This is a genomic window from Aeromonas sp. s10, assembly GCF_040907975.1.
GTDB classification, from domain to species: domain Bacteria; phylum Pseudomonadota; class Gammaproteobacteria; order Enterobacterales; family Aeromonadaceae; genus Aeromonas; species Aeromonas caviae.
Map to the genome: position 1 here is coordinate 177492 of NZ_JBFOCV010000052.1, position 15332 is coordinate 192823.

Consider the following 15332-nt stretch of genomic DNA (forward strand, 5'->3'; position numbering starts at 1 on the left):
CAAATGATGGCAGGGATCATGGCTTGGCTCCCATATCGTGCTGGCTATGGTCCATGCCTTCCATCTTCTCCATCTCATCCGTTGCGGGCTTGGCGGTGTCGCCAGTTGCCGGCGCTTGCTCCTGATGGATGGTGGTGATGCGGTACTCATCCCCCTCCTGCATTACTTGCAGGTGCAGGGTCTGTCCCTCGGCCAGCTTGCTGATATCGACTCCGTCGGCGACGGTGAACTCCATCTCCATGGCGGGCCACTGCCACTCGGGGATGGGCTGGTGGGAGACCATCAGGGTGCGGTTGGCCAGATCGACGCTTTCAACCTCGCCCTGGGTCCACACCTGGGCGGGGCGTACCGCCGTCATGCGCTGAAAGTCCGAATCGATGGCCGATTCGGAGTCGAGCAGAAACTGGGCCGAGCTGACGATGTTATCCCCCGCTTCCACCCCCGCCTTGATGGCGACCTTGTCGCCAAACTGGGGGCCGAGAGTGACGGCGACCGACTTGAAGTTGCCATTCCCCAGCGCCAGCACCAGCCGGTCTTGGCTGCCGGTGCGGATCACCGCTTCGCTCGGTACCACCAACCGGGGTTCTCCCTGCCCAGTGCGAATGCTCACCTTGGCGAACATATTGGGTTTCAGAAACTCGTCCGGGTTGGCAAAGCGCAGCCGCACCTTGAGGGTGCGGGTGGCGGCATCCAGGGTCGGGTAGAGGTAATCGACCCGGCCCTGCCAGTGGCGGCCGGGGGCATAGTCGAGGGTCATGGTGACCGGATCGCCCACCTTCAGCTGGGCCGCCTGGCGCTCGAACACCTCGGCACTGACCCACACCTGCTTGAGGGTACTGATGTTAAAGAGCGCTGCTGCGGGCTCCACATACTGGCCTTCGCGCACCTTCAGCTCGGAGACATAACCGCTGCTGGGGGCGTAAATGCTGATGGTTTCGCGCACCTGACGGGTGCGCTTGAGGGCTGAGATTTGATCTGCCGGCACCTGCAGGGACTTGAGCTTGCCCTCGGCGGCGCGCAGCAGCAGTGGGTTGGCGGTGTTGAGAGCGAGCAGGTATTCGTGCTGGGCGTTGACCAGATCCGGCGCGTAGAGCTCGTAAATCAGGCTTCCCTTGCTCACCTGCTGCCCCTCGCTCTTGATGGCGAGGGTGCGGATCCAGCCAGCCATGCGGGCGTTGACCGCCTCCAGCCTGTCCTCATCATAGCCGACGTATCCCACTGTCTCGATCTGCTGGTGGATGGGGAGCTTCTCCACCTTGGCGAGCCGCACCCCCAGGTTCTGCTGGATCTCGGGGCTGATAGTGACAGTGCCCGGCGAGCCGCCCTGTTTTTCCTCATAGACGGGGATGAAGTCCATCCCCATGTTGTCCTTGGCGGGAGCATCGCGCTTGTCGCGGGGATCCATGGGGTTGACCCAGTAGAGCGGCGTCTTCTCCTTGGCCGCAGTGCCAGTGGGGGTCTGTTTGGCGGCCCAGTAGCCGCCACCGGCGCCGAGGGCGAGCAGCAGGGCGGACATCAACAACGTCTTGTTCATGACAAGCCTCCGACGCACGGGAGGCGAAGGCAGGGCTGGCACGGCTGCGTGCAGGCAGATCGGGTAACGGGGGTGGATGACATGATATCTCTTCTCTTCTGTCAGGCCGCCAGTGTGGTGGTGTGCGCGGGAAGGGCATCACCACGAGGCGGCAAACGGGGCGCAGCTGTGTCAGCGCGCACGGCTCCCTGCGAGCGGGCCGGCTTGGCCGGGGCGCAGGGTCAGGCAAGGCGGCAGAAAACGGGCAAGCGAGGCTTGCCGCTGCCGCGAGAGAAGCGCTTTCTAGTGGCGCAGCACCGACAACATCAGGTGTCGGCGCGGCCAGGAGGGAGGGTGGGTACCGCGGGATCGCAGGAAGGGATCCCGCAACCAGTTGTCCAGCAGGGGGGCGAGGCGCCACGAAGGGAACAGCAGCAGGGGAAGCAGCAGTGACAGCAGCAGGCCGAGCAGGGGCGGCGCACTGGTGGCGCCGAAGACGCCGCTCTGCATCTGGCACTCCTCCCCGGGCGGGGCCGCCTCACTCTGGGGGCCGCCGTGGCAGGAGAGAGAGGCTGTGTCGGCCTGGTGCATGGCGGAGTGCTGCACAGGCTCGCTCTGGTGCAGCCCATGAGACAGGGGGGACTGCGCCGGAGTCAGGATGGATGCGGATGCGTCGCTTGGCAGGGCGGTGGCCGCCCCATGCCAGCCGATGCACAGGGTGAGATTGCAGACGAGCATCAGCCCCAGCAACAGCCGGGCGATGAACGTGGTGGGCAATCTCGATGAGAGCATGGGTGGCTTCCCTGTGACGGATGGGCCGAATCTAAACCTTGCCGAAAGGAGAAGGTCAAGGCCTGGCAAGCGCCGTCTGCCTGGGAATTGATATGGATTAAGAAAGGGCGGGGCAGTGAACAAAAAAAGCCCCCGCATGGGCGGGGGCAGGTTCTTTTGGCGAGGGCTAGCCTGACGTGGGGATCAGGCGAAGCAGGTCCAGATTGGGGCGTGATCCGAGGGCTTGTCGATGCCGCGCAGCTCGTAGTCGATGCCGGTCTCGGTCACTTTGTCCTTGAGGGCGTCGGAGGCCATGATGAGGTCGATGCGCAGGCCCCGGTTCTCGTCAAAGCCCCTGGAGCGGTAGTCGAACCAGGAGAAGCGCTCGCACTCGGTGGGGTTGGCGGCGCGGAAGGTGTCGGTCAACCCGAAGCCTTTCAGGCGCTCCATCCATTCCCGCTCGATGGGCAGGAAGGAGCACTTGCCATCCCGCAGCCAGCGCTTGCGGTTCGCCTCACCGATGCCGATGTCGAGATCCGTGGGGGAGATGTTCATATCCCCGATCAGCGCAATCTGGTCGTCCGGGGTGTGGTGGGTCTCGAGGTAGTGCTGCAGGTCTTCATAGAACTTCTGCTTGGCCGGGAACTTGGTCTCGTGATCCTGGCTCTCCCCCTGGGGGAAGTAGCCGTTCATCACCTTGATGACGGAGCCGTCTTCCCGCTTGAAGCTGGCCATGATCATGCGGCGCTGGGCATCTTCCGGATCGGTGGGGAAGCCCTTTTGCACCTCGATGGGAGCCTGCTTGCTCATGATGGCGACCCCGTAGTGCCCCTTCTGGCCGTGGAAGACCACGTGGTAACCCATGGCCTCCACATCCGCGACCGGGAAGGCTTCGTCGTGCACCTTGATCTCCTGCAGGCCGATCACGTCCGGCTGGTGCTTGTCGATAAGGGCTTGCAACTGATGAAGACGGGCGCGCAAGCCATTGATATTGAAAGAGATGATCTTCATGTTCGGGGTGCTCATGTCGTTTTTGTTCGTCGCTTATTGGACTAGGAATCCGCGATGGATGCAAGTTCGGGGACTGTGACTGGCGCAGCGGCTCGGGAATCTGTTCACGATCTGTCGCGTGAGGCTGTCAGCAAGGTGACGCGCAGCAGAGGAACCTGAGTGTATATGTATACATGAGAGCGCCTGGCGACACATAAGCGAGCAGCACATGAGCCTTGGAAGCGGCTTCCCAGCAAGATCGTGGACAGGTTTCTAGCGGGTCATCTTCTTGACAAACACCACCACGAACAGTGCCAGCGTGAAGCTGCCGGTAAAGGCTTCGAAGGCGGCGAAGATCCGCGACAACCCCACCGGGGTGAAGTCCCCATACCCCAGCGTGGTGAAGGTCACCACGCTGTAGTAGAGGCACTCCATCAGGAAGATGGCGTTCTGCTCCAGAGGAGCGTCCGGGCGATAGATGAGGTGGGTGCCCGCGAAGTTGAGGCCGCAGAAGAAGTAAAAAATGCTGCAGATGACAATGAGCAGCAGGGAGAAGAGCACCACCCGCATGGGGGCCTCGCCGTAGCCGCAGAAGAGATCCACTATCCAGGAGGCGAAGCGGCGGTAGGACCAGAACGGCATCTGCAGGCGGCGCATGGTGAGCTCCTGCTGGATGTAGCGACCGGACATGGTGAAGATGCCCTGGGCCTCCGAGGCCTTGCGCAGATCCCGGTAGGTCTCCTCCGCCTCCTTGAACCAGACGCGGGCCTGCGCCGGGTCCCGCTCGCGGCGCCCCTTTCTGTCCTGCATCAGCCGCTTGCCCGTCTCCAGGTTGTCGAGGCGGGTGTTCTTCCAGCGGATGCCGAGCAGGTTGACGTCGTCGAGGGTGGCGCAATGGAGGTTCGCTTCGCTCAGATCGGCCTTCATCAGGCTGCCGCCCTTGATGCGAATGCCATAGAGGTGTGCCCCTCGCAGGTTGGCGCGATAGAGGTTGCACTGCTCCAGCAAGAATCCCTCCGGACCCTGCCTGTTCACCAGGTTGAGATCCGCCAGCTCGGCGCGGGCCAGTTGCAGGCCGTGGCACAGGCCTCCCTGGCGCACATAGCGCTCCAGCGCCTCGGCGGTATCAGGGGTGTTGTGGGCCGCAGCGGGGTCGTGCCAGCGGCAGAGATCATGATCCCCTGCCTCTTCGGTGCAGTGGCGGCCATCGGCCACCAGGTATCGGCACATTGCCATGGTGTTGCCCCTCCCTTCCCTGAGTCAGTATCAGCATAGGTGAGGGGAGGAGGGGGGATATCAGCTGTGCTGATGATATTCCTGGCGCAGCTTGCGAAAACGTTCCTGCTGGGCGGGGTTGAGGGGGATGCCCTCCAGCACCTCCAGGGTCTCCTTGCACTCGGCGCCAAACTCCGGGCTCTTGCGGTTCTTCTGCATGAGTTGCAGCAGCACCTGGATCTTGTTGAGGGCGGCGCCGGTATTGGCGGGCGCCCGGCGCAGGGCCTCGCGAAAGTGGCCGAGGGCCTGCTCCAGCTCTCCGGCCTGATAGGCCTTGATGCCCAGATCGTTGAGCTGCTGATAGCGCTGGCGCCGCTCCTGCACCGTCTTGTCATCCCGGGTCACCTGGATGCAGGTGGTGAGCAGCCGATCCTCATCCTCCGCCAGCAGGGGTTGCAGGCTCTCGGCGTACTCGAACTCCCCGAGCTGATAGAGGGCGAGTATGGTCTCGCCAAGGAGAGCCGGAGGCATGGTGGCGGGCTCGTCCAGCCAGTTCTGGTTGGCGCGATAGAGCATCTTCTTGCCCTTGAGCAGCTCCCCCAGGGCGATGCGCACCCGGGCCTGGCAGATCTGCTCGAACACCGGGTAGTTGAACTCCGACATCATCAGGGAGTCGCGGATGCGCGACAGGGCGGAGTTCACCTGCTTTTGCAGGTTGGCGATGTGGTAGCCGTCGTTGCTGTTGAGGGCGTACAAGGTGAGGGTCTGGATATAGGCCCCGAGATAATGCGGCGTGCGGTGGATCGAGTTGCGCGACAAGTCGATGAGGGCGAGCAGCACGTCCTTGGCCTGGGCGTAGTCGTGCCGTTGCAGGCACACCTCCGCCAGACGGCGGGAGAGCTGCACCGACTGGGGAGAGATGTCCACCGCCCGGCGCAGCTCCTGCTGGGCCTGCTCGTCATTGCCCAGCGCCAGCAGGGACTCCGCGAGCCAGAGGTAAGCCTCCACCATCAGGGGGGTGTGTTTCAGGGTGGCTTGCAGGTGGCTCACCGCCTCCTCGTGCAGACCCAGGGTATGGCACGCCTTGCCCAGGGTGAGGCGAGCCCAGCTGTTCTCCTGCCCCGCCAGCAGCTGGCGCATCAGGCTGCGGGCCTCCTTGGCCTGGCCCAGCTTGAGCTGGGTGTCGGCCTGCAGGCAGCGGCAGAAGTTGGCAAAGCGAGGCACCGCGTCCGCCTGTTTGGCACAGGCCTCCACCAGGGCGGGCAGATCGTCCCGGGTAAGGGCGCTGAAGACGCTCTCCAGCGCCTGGCGACGGGCGAGGGCGCGTTTGAGGCGAAACGAGAACTGCTCCTGGGAGAAGGGCTTCATCAGGTATTCGTCGGGCTCGGCTTCCAGCGCGCTCAGCACCATGGCGCGGGAGCCGTCGCTGCTGACCATGATCACCACGCTTTGGGGCGGAATGAGTTGCTGATCCCGCAGGCTTTCCAGCAACTGGCGGCCGTTCTCGCCCGCCCCCAGCTCATAGTCGAGCAGATAGATGTCGAAGCTCTCTTTCTGGCAGCGGCGGCGCGCCTCGTCGGCGGAGTTGGTGTAGGTGATGCGGTTGATGCCGATGTTGATCAGCATCGCCTTCATCATCATCTGGAAGGAACGCTGTTCGTTGACCAGCAGGATGCGCTTGGGCTTGGGCTGGGGTTTCTTCTCGGGTACGGAGTCCGGTGTCTGCATCTGTCTGGCATCAAGGCGCTACGGGCTGGTGGGAGAAGTGTGCCACCAAAGTCCGCAGGCAGGCAATTGCACATGGGGAGGCCCCCCGGTTTTTCCCGCAGACCTTGGGTGAAAAAAAGGGTGTCTTGCCTTTGATCCCGGTCAAGGGAAGGCGAGTTGGCACTGGCAGGCGCTGTCCCGGTTTTTAGACTTGAAGAGCGTCAGCATGCGGGAGGCGGCAGGGGGCAGGGTGCCCGTCTGCTCCCTTGCCCGCTCACAAGGAGGGATCAGATGAGTTTGCTACCGAGTCGCACCAGCCTGTTTGATGACCTGTTCCACGACATGGCCTCCGGCTTCTACATCCGCCCCCTGCACGGGGACCCGTTGCCCGACCAGATCAAGCTGGATCTGCGGGAGAGCGGGGATGACTACCTGCTGCAGGCGGAATTGCCCGGGGTGGCGAAGGAGGACATCCACGTGGACGTGCACGGCAAGCTGGTGACCCTGAAGGCGGAGATCCGCCAGTTTGACAGCCAGAACAAGGATGAACGGGCCCTGCGCAGCGAGCGCTACTATGGCAGCGTGTCGCGCAGCGTCGAGCTGCCGGTAGAGGTGTCGCCAGAGCAGGTAAGCGCCCGCTTTGACAACGGCATCCTCACCCTGCGCCTGCCCAAGCAGGCGGCCAGCCCCGTGCCCCACCGCATCCCCATCGAATAGGCGGTCAGTGAACGAGGCCCCGCACTGCGGGGCCTCGTCATTCAGGGCTGCTTGCGCACCAGATAGGGAGCAAACTCGGGGGTGTGTCTGGCGGCAAAGCCCGTGGCGGTCTTCTCGATGAGATAGACCGCCAGCTTGTGTTCCCTGGCAAAGGCCATCGCCCGCTCGGGACCCATCACCATGAGGGCGGTGTCGAGGGCATCGGCCTCCAGGGCCGTGGGGGTGATGACGGTGGCGGAGACCAACTTGTGGGTCACGGGCTCGCCGGTGGCAGGATCGATGATGTGGGAGTAGCGCTTGCCGTCGAGCTCGTAATAGTTGCGATAGCTGCCGGCGGTGCTCACCGCCATGCCGTTCGGGGTCACCACGTCCTCGATGGCGCCCGGTCTGTCAGAGGGCTCGACGATGGCCACCCGCCAGGGATTGCCCTTGTCGTTGTGCCCCTTGCTGCGCACCGCCCCCGCCACCTCGATGAGGTAGTTGTGGACCCCTTTTTGCTCCAGCAGCCCGGCTATCTCGTCGGAGGCCGCCCCCTCACCCAGGGTGGAGAGATCCAGATAGAGGTCTGGGATGGCCTTGCCGAGCAGGAAGTGATCCCCCTCGGGGGTCAGGGTGAGCTTGTCGATGCCGACCCGCTCCCGCGCCTTGGCGATCTGCTCTGCGCTGGGCCGCCTGACCGGGCGCTTGTCCGGCCCGAATCCCCACAGATTGACCAGGGGGCCCACGGTGACGTCGAGAACCCCCCGGGTGAGGTGCCCGGCGCCAATGCCCTGTTGCACAATCTTCGCCATGGTGGCCGGGATGACCTGGGGGGGCTGCCCCGTTCCCTGATTGAAGCGGGAGATGAGGGAGCCCGGATCATAGGTGGAGATCTCCTTGTTCAGGCGTGCCAGCAGCGCCTCCACCTCCTGTTGCAGTGCCCCCTGTCCGCCGGGGAAGGGGTCGCTCAGGGTCACCGCATAATAGGTGCCCATGGTATTGCCCTGGATGCGGGTCTGGGTCGGGGCCGGCTGGCAGGCGCCAAGCAGCAGGATCAGGGAGAGCAGCAGGGTGCGCGCCAGCGCAGGCGCAAAGGGGAACTTCATCTCTCATTCTCGCGGGAGTCATCGACGGGGGAGCAGCTTAGCCAACGGCTGCGGTGTTGGCGAGTGGCCGTGGGCGGGAAGGCCGCAAATAATTAAGCCAGACGGGGATGTGATCAACCCGCTTTGGGCCCCGGGTCGGGAGAAAAGAAGTGACCGGGCCCGCAGGCTGGCCCAAAAGCGGTCGTCCTTCGGCGACATTTGAATACAATGAAGATCGATCCTGACAGCATCTTTGCGGGTCGCGCCCACGGGGGCGAGATGCCTGTGCTGTCATCCTTCGTCAATCAAAGGAGAAAATGATGAAAAAGGTGTTAACCCTGCTGCTTCTTGGCTCCCTCGCCACCCCGGTCCTGGCCGACGAGTGCGCACTGGTGATCGAAGGCAATGACGCCATGCAGTACAACCAGACGGCGATGAGCGTGCCGGCCACCTGCAAGGAGGTGACGGTGACCCTCAATCACACGGGCAAGCTGCCGGTGGCCAACATGGGCCACAATTGGGTGCTGGCCAACACCGCCGACTATCAGGCCATCGCCACCGCCGGCATGAGCGCCGGGGTCGATCACGACTACCTGCCCAAGGATGACCCCAGGATCCTGGCCCACACCAAGCTGGTGGGGGGCGGCGAGAGCACCAGCGTTACCTTCAAGACCGACGGCCTGGCGGGCAAGGATCTCACCTTCTTCTGCTCCTTCCCGGGCCACTTCGCCCTGATGAAGGGGGCCTTCAAGGTCGGCTAGGCCGCCATGGCCTGACAGGAAAAAGCCGGGGTATCCCGGCTTTTTTGTGCCCGCTTGCCGTGGCATGCCAAGCTTTGGGCGTCCGCCTGGGGATGGCGTGCCCCGTTTCATGATCCGGCGCGGGGTGAGTGGGGGACGGAAGAGGGTAAGATAGGCGCCTTTCGGGCCTGATGCCCCCCCAAGAGGAACAGGTTGTCGGGAGAAATGCCATCAAATGGGTGCTCGGCTGTTGCCTGCTGTTGGTCTGCGCCATCGGGCTGGCCGCCGAGCCCCCGGTGAAGAAGAGCCGGAGCGGCATCTGCCACCCCAAGGGCGGCACCTACTACAGCCGCACCAGGCACTATACCCCCTATGACACCATGCAGGCCTGCCTCGACAGCGGGGGCCGTGCCCCCGGCGTTAAACGGCGGCCTGCTTGGGCTGCAGGGTAAAGAAGGCGAGGGTGGTCTTCTTGCCGCACTCGAAGCGGATGCTCTCCTCCCCCTGCACCACCAGGGTCTCGCCCGGTGCGACCTGTTGCCCCTGCACGGTGAGCTGGCCCTCCAGCAGGTGGCAGAGGTAGCACTTGTCCGCCTCCAGGGTTAGGCTGAGGGGGAAGGGCAGGTTCAGCACCCGCACGTTGGCGCTGAGGCGCGCGGGGTCGTAGATGAGGCCCAGATCCGTCACCTCTTTTTTCAGCAGCTCGCAGTGGGTCTCGTCATCCCCGCTGAAGTGGGCCGCCTCGAAGGTGGCGTAGGGGTGGCCGTTGAGCACGAAACCGGCACCGCTGACGGGCAGCAGGATGCGCTGGTAGCCGGGAAAGCGGGAGAAACTCCCTGCTTCCTTGATGGGGGCCGAGCTCAGCCGGTAGTCAAAGTCGAGCTTGTCCAGGGTCGAACCAGGGGGGGAGATCAGGATCTGGGCCGTGGTGCCCTGCCTGTTCTTCCAGGGCATTTTCAACTGGTCGGACTCTTTAATCAGGGTGATCACGATGGCGCCTCGGCGGGAAGGGGAGAGTGGGGCCAGTGATACCATCTCCGGGAGTGGCTCACAAGGCGCCGCCAGCGCAGGCCGCGCTGGTTGGCCACAAATCAGGCAGCGGCCCCCTGACGCTGACCCTAATCGGTCGACTCAAGCCCTTTTTCTATCTTGTCCAGCAGTTGCTGCAACTGCGCTATCTCCGCCGGCGTCAGCAGGGAACACAGCCGTTCGTCGAGCCGTGCTGCCTCCTGCTCCCCCTGGTTGACCCGCTCGCAGGCCAGCGGGGTCAAGGCCAGACAGATGCTGCGTCTGTCAGTGGGATGGGGCCGCTTCTCGATGAGCCCCTGTTTCTCCATCTCCTGCAGCAGGCGCGTCACCTGCGCCTTGTCGCGGCCCGACCGCTGCGCGATGAGCTGCGGCGTGGCGGGATCCAGCGCATGGATCAGTTGCAGCACCTTGTAATGGAGGGGGCTAAGGGCGATCTGCTGTGCCCGGAAATGCTGCGTCATGGCGATTTTGTACTGATCGAGGATCCGGAAGAGGCGGTTTGACAACTTCATGGTTGATAAAGTCAACTTAAAAGGGTTTAATTGATTTTATCAACCATATGGGCAAAAGCCTAGCCCGAGAGGAGATGAAAGATGCCACACACCTATCGTGTACAGGTCCAGGCGCTGGACCGCGAGGTGCCCCCGTTGCAGTTCGATTGCCAGAATCACGACGACATCTTTGCCATCCTGGCGCTCAGCAAGGGGAAGCTGGCCATGTCGGAGCAGGAGCATCAGGCGTTTATCGTCGGGTTGAAGCTGTTTGGCGAAGTCATGATGCAGCATCGCAAAGAGGAGCTGTTCAAGGGGTTTCTCCCCCATTTCAAGCAATTCATGGGGCAACTGAAACGCACCGCCAGGGGAGAGGAGGCCGTGGTCGCCCCTTCCGAGTGACTCCTGCCCTGACCCCAAGGGCGAGTGGTCCCGCCAGCATGCCTGATGCAAAGGAAGCCCCGAGGTTGTGATCCCGGTGCTGTCAAAGCGGCGACGGCCCGCTACACTGGCTGCTCGTTTCACGGAGGACCCATGACCCACAAGATCATTCTGGATACCGATCCCGGCATCGACGATGCCATGGCCATTCTGTTTGCCGAGGCGCACCCCGCCATTGACCTGCTCGCCATCACCACGGTGTTTGGCAATGCCACCATCGAAAACGGCACCCGCAACGCCCTCTGGCTCAAGCAAAAATATGGCATGAAGGCGGACGTGGCCCGGGGCGCCGCCGCGCCGCTGCTGCGCGAGCCCGTGGGGCCGACGACGGTGGTGCACGGCCCGAGCGGCTTTGGTGACGTTCAGGCGGGGGAGGTGACCCTCATCCCGGATCCCCGCCCGGCCTGGCAATACATCGTCGAGACGGTGAAGGCCCATCCCGGCGAGATCACCCTGGTGACCATCGGTCCCCTCACCAACCTGGCGCTGGCGCTCGAGGCGGCCCCCGAAGTAGCCGCCCTGGTGAAAGAAGTGGTCGTGATGGGCGGCGCCTTTGGCGTCAACGGCCATCGCGGCAACGTGACCCCCTATGCCGAGGCCAATATCCACGACGATCCCGATGCGGCGGACCGGGTCTTCACCGCCCCCTGGCCCCTGGTGATCATCGGGCTCGACGTCACCCAGCAGAGCATCTTCACCGCCGACTATCTGGATGCCCTGCGGGACGATGCGGGGGAGCCGGGCCGCTTCCTGTGGGATGTCAGCCGCTTCTACCTGCGCTTCTATTCCGAGCGCATCGGCATGGCGGGGTGCCATGTGCACGATCCCTCCGCCATCGCCTATGTGATCGATCCTGCGCTGTTCACCCTGCGCAAGGGGCCGGTGCGGGTCATCACCGAGGGGCCCGCCATCGGCCATACCCTGCAAAAATTTGACGACACCCGCCATCCCCATGACGAGTGGGCCCACTGCCCGGCCCAGCAGGTCGGGGTCGCGGTGCGGGATCAGGCCCTGCTCGCCCTCTATCGGGATACCCTGGTGGCCTGGGGCAAGGGGCGCCGATAAGGCACGGCAGTGAGTGAAAGCGTGATGGCGGCCGGGTCATGGTGAGGCGCCCCCGGTTATACTGGCGAACATCGGGTTGACGGGAGGAAGACGCAATGGCCTGGTTGTCTCTGTTGGTGGCGATAGCCCTGATCGGGTGGTTGATGACGCTGGGGCGCGGCGCCCTGTTCGAGGTCCGGCTCGCGCCGGGCAAGGTGGTGGTGAAGCGGGGCTCGGTGCCGCCGCGCTTTGTGACCCAGGCGACCCAGATCCTGCACCATGAGCCGGTGCGCGGGCGCATCCTGGGCCTGCGGGACGGCAACGGGGTGAGGCTGGTCTTCTCCCGCTCCATCCCCGAGCCCGTGGCCCAGCGCCTGCGCAACATCTTCCCCTACGGGGATTACCGGGGGCTCTCCCCGAGCCCTGACGGGCGAAAATCACGCTGAGCGGTCGCCGTGGCGACCCTCATTTCCAGACGCCGGGCCCTGTGCCCGGCGTCTGCGTTTTCAGGGTTTCGCCAGGAGGCCCTGTTGCGGTCAGCGCAGCCCTTGCAGGGGCCTGATCGCCTCGACCAGAAAGTCGATGAAGGCGCGGGTCTGGGGTTTGAGGAAGCGGCCGCCACGAAACACCGCGTGGATCTCGTCCTGGCGATCCTCGTAGGGGGAGGCGAGCCACTCTGGCAGCAGCGGCAGCAGGGTGCCCTCGTCGATGCTTTGCTGCACCATCCAGCTCGACAGCAGCAGCACGCCGCACCCCGCGAGGGCGGCGCAGAGCAGGGGCGTGCCCCCGACCGAGGCGAGGTTGCCCTGCACCGCCACCTTCTCGCGCTCCGTGCCCTGCTGGAAGTACCAGTGCTGGCGCTGGCGCCCATGGCCGCGAATGAGGCAGTTGTGGTGGGCCAGCTCGGCGGGATGGGCTGGTTCGCCATGGCGGGCCAGATAGGCGGGGGAGGCGACCAGCAGCGAGCGGTTGGTGAGCAGATGGCGAGTGTGCAGGCTGCTGTCGGCGGGCTTGCCGATGCGCACCGCCACGTCCACGTTCTCGGCATCGAGATCCACCATGCGGTTGTCCAGCGCAACCTCCAGGCGTACCCCGGGGTAGCGGGCGAGGAAGTCGGGCAGGCGGGGAGAGAGCCAGGACGCGCCGAAGCTCTCGAACACCGAGACCCGCAGCGGCCCCTCTGGCGCCACCGAGAGGGGTTGCAGGGATTGCACCAGCTGATCCGCCTCCTCCAGCAGGGGCAGGGAGCGGGCGAGAAAATAGGCGCCCTGCTCGGTCAGCACCAGTTGGCGGGTGCTGCGTTTGAAGAGCGGGATCCCGAGCTGCTGCTCCAGGGCGTCGATGGCACGGGTCACGGAGGAGGGGGCCTGGTTGAGGGCGCGGGCGGCACGGGAGAAACTGCCCGATTCCACCACCTGGGCCAGGATGCGGATGCGATCCAGCATGGATTCACCTTTGCGATAAACGCAAAACTGTTGCAGGTTATGACGATATTCTAATCAACAATGAAAAAGTGAACAATCGGCTCACCGCCCCATCCGGGGTCCATCACAGGAGTCTCGCCATGTCACACCGTATCCAGCTCGCCAACCAGGTGCCCGCCGCCGTCTCGGCCATGATGGGCCTTGAGTCCTACCTCGGGGGCACCGACATTCCCCTGTCGCTCAAGGAGCTCATCAAGTTGCGCGCCTCCATGATCAACGGCTGCGCCTACTGCATCGAGATGCACGCCGACGTGGCAATGAAGCACGGGGAGAGCGCCCAGCGTCTGCTGGCGCTGGCCGCCTGGCAGGAGTCGCCGCTGTTCGACGCCCGGGAGCGGGCGGTGCTGGCCCTGACCGACGAGGTGACCCTGATCGCCGACAAGGGGCTCACGACGCAGACCTATGAGGCGGCGCTGGCCCAACTGGGGGAAACCCTGCTGGCCCAGTGCCTGATGCAGGTGGTCACCATCAACGCCTGGAACCGGATCGCCGTGGCGACCCGGATGGAACACGATCACTCCTGACTCCTGACTCCGACTCCGAGGGAGGGAGAGAAAACGATTGTCAACGGGCCCGCACAAGGGCCCGTTTTGTTACGAAGTGTGCCTTCTGACGCCAGGGGTTGCGACCGTTGTCGGGGGACGGGAAGTTAATCATACATTCGTTTGATTAATTATTTTTTTAATTTTCCCCGAAAAATACCCATCCAGATCAAGGTGTGGAAAAATGACCTGTGAGTCGAAAAGGGGCTGTATGGCTCTTTTTTGATCGCAATGGTGGGTTAAAAACAGACCAGATGGATCTTTTTGGTTAATTGGTGGTCACTTTTGGTGGCGCGAGAGATTAACGGAAGATGAATTGCCGCGGTGTAACTTGAATAAATTGGTCATTGTCAAGGGATTAACATCTGATACCGCTTTCCATCACCTTTTGAACATTTTTGGGATTAATTTTTCATGTTGTTCACATGCCGGTCTGATGCAATAAAATGCTGCATTTTTTTATACCAATAAGCCTTCAAAAGATGAGGACATTGCATGAGACTCTTTGATGTGAAGAGGGGCTTGGGCGCTTTGCTGCTGCTCGCGACCGCCAGCTTGCTGAGTGGCTGCGACATGGCACTGATGAGCCCCAAGGGGCAGGTCGGTATGGAGCAGAAGTCACTGATACTCACCGCACTCGGCTTGATGCTGATCGTGGTGGTGCCCGTGATTGTCATGGCGGTGGCGTTCGCCTACAAATACCGGGCGTCCAACACCAGTGCCACCTATGCGCCGGACTGGGCCCACTCCAACAAGATTGAGGCAGTCGTCTGGACTGTACCCGTCATCATCATCGTCATCCTGGCGGTGATCACCTGGAAAACTTCCCACTCCCTCGACCCCTACAAGCCGCTGGAATCGGACGTCAAACCGGTTCAGGTGGATGTCATTTCCCTGGACTGGAAGTGGTTGTTCGTCTATCCGGAGCTGGGCATTGCGTCGGTCAACGAGCTGGCCTTCCCGGTCAACACCCCGGTCAACTTCCGGGTGACCTCCGACACCGTGATGAACTCCTTCTTCATCCCGCAACTGGGCGGCCAGATCTACGCCATGGCCGGCATGCAGACCAAGCTGCACCTGATTGCCAACGAGGCGGGCGAGTACAAGGGCATCTCCGGCGGTTACAGCGGTGCCGGTTTCTCCGGCATGAAGTTCAAGGCCATCGCGACCCAGGACCAAGCCGGTTTCGACGCCTGGGTAGCCAAGGTGAAGGCCTCTTCCAAGGCCCTGAGCACCATGGATGAGTTCAATGCCCTGGCCAAGAAGAGCGAAAACCACCCGGTGGAGTACTTCGCCAGCGCCGATCCCAAGCTGTTCGTCAACATCATCAACAAGTTCATGGGCGGCATGTCCCATGGTGGTCACGCCACCCCGGCTGCGGGCTCCGCGGATCACGAGGGCATGAACCACGAGGCCATGAACCATGACGCCGCCCCGAAAGCGGGTGCCATGGACCACGAAGGGATGAACCATGAGGCCTCGCAAGAGGACGCCATGGAGAACCAGGCCATGAACCATGACGCCCATGCCGGACACATGGCCATGTCGGCCGACAAGAGTGTGAAAGCAGGATCCGAGGAATAA

General features: G+C 63.3%; 17 protein-coding genes. 8 read left to right on the plus strand and 9 right to left on the minus strand.

Going from position 1 to position 15332, the window contains the following annotated elements; genetic code table 11:
* Positions 1-16: 16 nt before the first annotated feature.
* The 5 genes from AB5Y59_RS19010 to AB5Y59_RS19030 form a co-directional block, all read right to left on the minus strand.
* Positions 17-1534 carry an efflux RND transporter periplasmic adaptor subunit gene (locus tag AB5Y59_RS19010; protein ID WP_286701243.1) on the minus strand — a complete coding sequence of 506 codons (1518 nt, stop codon included), beginning with the start codon at positions 1532-1534 and terminating at the stop codon, positions 17-19.
* Positions 1535-1816: 282 nt separating this feature from the next.
* Positions 1817-2305 carry a hypothetical protein gene (locus AB5Y59_RS19015; protein ID WP_043154755.1) on the minus strand — a complete coding sequence of 163 codons (489 nt, stop codon included), beginning with the start codon at positions 2303-2305 and terminating at the stop codon, positions 1817-1819.
* 183 nt (positions 2306-2488) lie between these two features.
* Positions 2489-3295 carry an exodeoxyribonuclease III gene (gene xthA / locus AB5Y59_RS19020; RefSeq protein WP_010673667.1) on the minus strand — a complete coding sequence of 269 codons (807 nt, stop codon included), beginning with the start codon at positions 3293-3295 and terminating at the stop codon, positions 2489-2491.
* A gap of 252 nt (positions 3296-3547) precedes the next feature.
* Positions 3548-4510, minus strand: coding sequence for an ion channel (locus AB5Y59_RS19025; protein WP_029314056.1), 963 nt, complete (start codon positions 4508-4510; stop codon positions 3548-3550).
* Positions 4511-4570: 60 nt separating this feature from the next.
* Positions 4571-6217: a response regulator gene (locus tag AB5Y59_RS19030; RefSeq protein ID WP_010673669.1), complete on the minus strand. Its 1647-nt coding sequence runs from the start codon at positions 6215-6217 to the stop codon at positions 4571-4573.
* Positions 6218-6487: 270 nt separating this feature from the next.
* Here AB5Y59_RS19030 and AB5Y59_RS19035 point away from each other — a divergent pair, with 270 nt between their 5' ends.
* On the plus strand, positions 6488-6913 hold the full coding sequence (locus AB5Y59_RS19035) for an Hsp20/alpha crystallin family protein (RefSeq protein ID WP_368212523.1): 426 nt from the start codon (positions 6488-6490) through the stop codon (positions 6911-6913).
* Between the two features lie 41 nt (positions 6914-6954).
* Here the strand turns inward: AB5Y59_RS19035 and AB5Y59_RS19040 are convergent, their stop codons facing one another.
* Positions 6955-7998 (minus strand): FAD:protein FMN transferase, encoded by a 1044-nt coding sequence (locus tag AB5Y59_RS19040; protein ID WP_368212524.1) that lies wholly within the window; start codon positions 7996-7998, stop codon positions 6955-6957.
* Between the two features lie 299 nt (positions 7999-8297).
* Here AB5Y59_RS19040 and azu point away from each other — a divergent pair, with 299 nt between their 5' ends.
* Both azu and AB5Y59_RS19050 read left to right on the plus strand, forming a co-directional pair.
* Entirely contained in the window at positions 8298-8738 is a 441-nt protein-coding gene (gene azu / locus AB5Y59_RS19045; protein WP_161653018.1) for an azurin, read from the plus strand.
* A gap of 170 nt (positions 8739-8908) precedes the next feature.
* Complete coding sequence (locus AB5Y59_RS19050) at positions 8909-9169, plus strand: hypothetical protein (protein WP_368212525.1); 261 nt, start codon at positions 8909-8911, stop codon at positions 9167-9169.
* Here AB5Y59_RS19050 and AB5Y59_RS19055 read toward each other — a convergent pair.
* The gene (locus AB5Y59_RS19055; RefSeq protein ID WP_151028319.1) at positions 9138-9707 is read right to left on the minus strand and encodes a HutD family protein; all 570 of its coding nucleotides are present in this window, start codon (positions 9705-9707) and stop codon (positions 9138-9140) included. The genes AB5Y59_RS19050 and AB5Y59_RS19055 overlap by 32 nt on opposite strands.
* A 128-nt stretch (positions 9708-9835) precedes the next feature.
* Positions 9836-10258 carry a MarR family winged helix-turn-helix transcriptional regulator gene (locus tag AB5Y59_RS19060; RefSeq protein ID WP_050498310.1) on the minus strand — a complete coding sequence of 141 codons (423 nt, stop codon included), beginning with the start codon at positions 10256-10258 and terminating at the stop codon, positions 9836-9838.
* Positions 10259-10339: 81 nt separating this feature from the next.
* Here AB5Y59_RS19060 and AB5Y59_RS19065 point away from each other — a divergent pair, with 81 nt between their 5' ends.
* The 3 genes from AB5Y59_RS19065 (at position 10340) to AB5Y59_RS19075 (ending at position 12168) form a co-directional block, all read left to right on the plus strand.
* Positions 10340-10639: a DUF3861 domain-containing protein gene (locus AB5Y59_RS19065; protein ID WP_042014216.1), complete on the plus strand. Its 300-nt coding sequence runs from the start codon at positions 10340-10342 to the stop codon at positions 10637-10639.
* A gap of 132 nt (positions 10640-10771) precedes the next feature.
* Complete coding sequence (locus AB5Y59_RS19070) at positions 10772-11743, plus strand: nucleoside hydrolase (protein ID WP_041213226.1); 972 nt, start codon at positions 10772-10774, stop codon at positions 11741-11743.
* Positions 11744-11838: 95 nt separating this feature from the next.
* Entirely contained in the window at positions 11839-12168 is a 330-nt protein-coding gene (locus tag AB5Y59_RS19075; RefSeq protein ID WP_039039207.1) for a DUF3634 family protein, read from the plus strand.
* A 90-nt stretch (positions 12169-12258) separates the two neighbouring features.
* On the opposite strand, the gene AB5Y59_RS19080 is transcribed toward AB5Y59_RS19075, so the two are convergent.
* Positions 12259-13167: a LysR family transcriptional regulator gene (locus AB5Y59_RS19080; protein WP_368212526.1), complete on the minus strand. Its 909-nt coding sequence runs from the start codon at positions 13165-13167 to the stop codon at positions 12259-12261.
* 119 nt (positions 13168-13286) lie between these two features.
* Between AB5Y59_RS19080 and AB5Y59_RS19085 the strand changes: the two genes are divergently transcribed.
* Positions 13287-13730 (plus strand): carboxymuconolactone decarboxylase family protein, encoded by a 444-nt coding sequence (locus AB5Y59_RS19085; RefSeq protein ID WP_041214824.1) that lies wholly within the window; start codon positions 13287-13289, stop codon positions 13728-13730.
* Between the two features lie 513 nt (positions 13731-14243).
* Positions 14244-15332 (plus strand): cytochrome o ubiquinol oxidase subunit II, encoded by a 1089-nt coding sequence (gene cyoA, locus AB5Y59_RS19090; RefSeq protein ID WP_080767819.1) that lies wholly within the window; start codon positions 14244-14246, stop codon positions 15330-15332.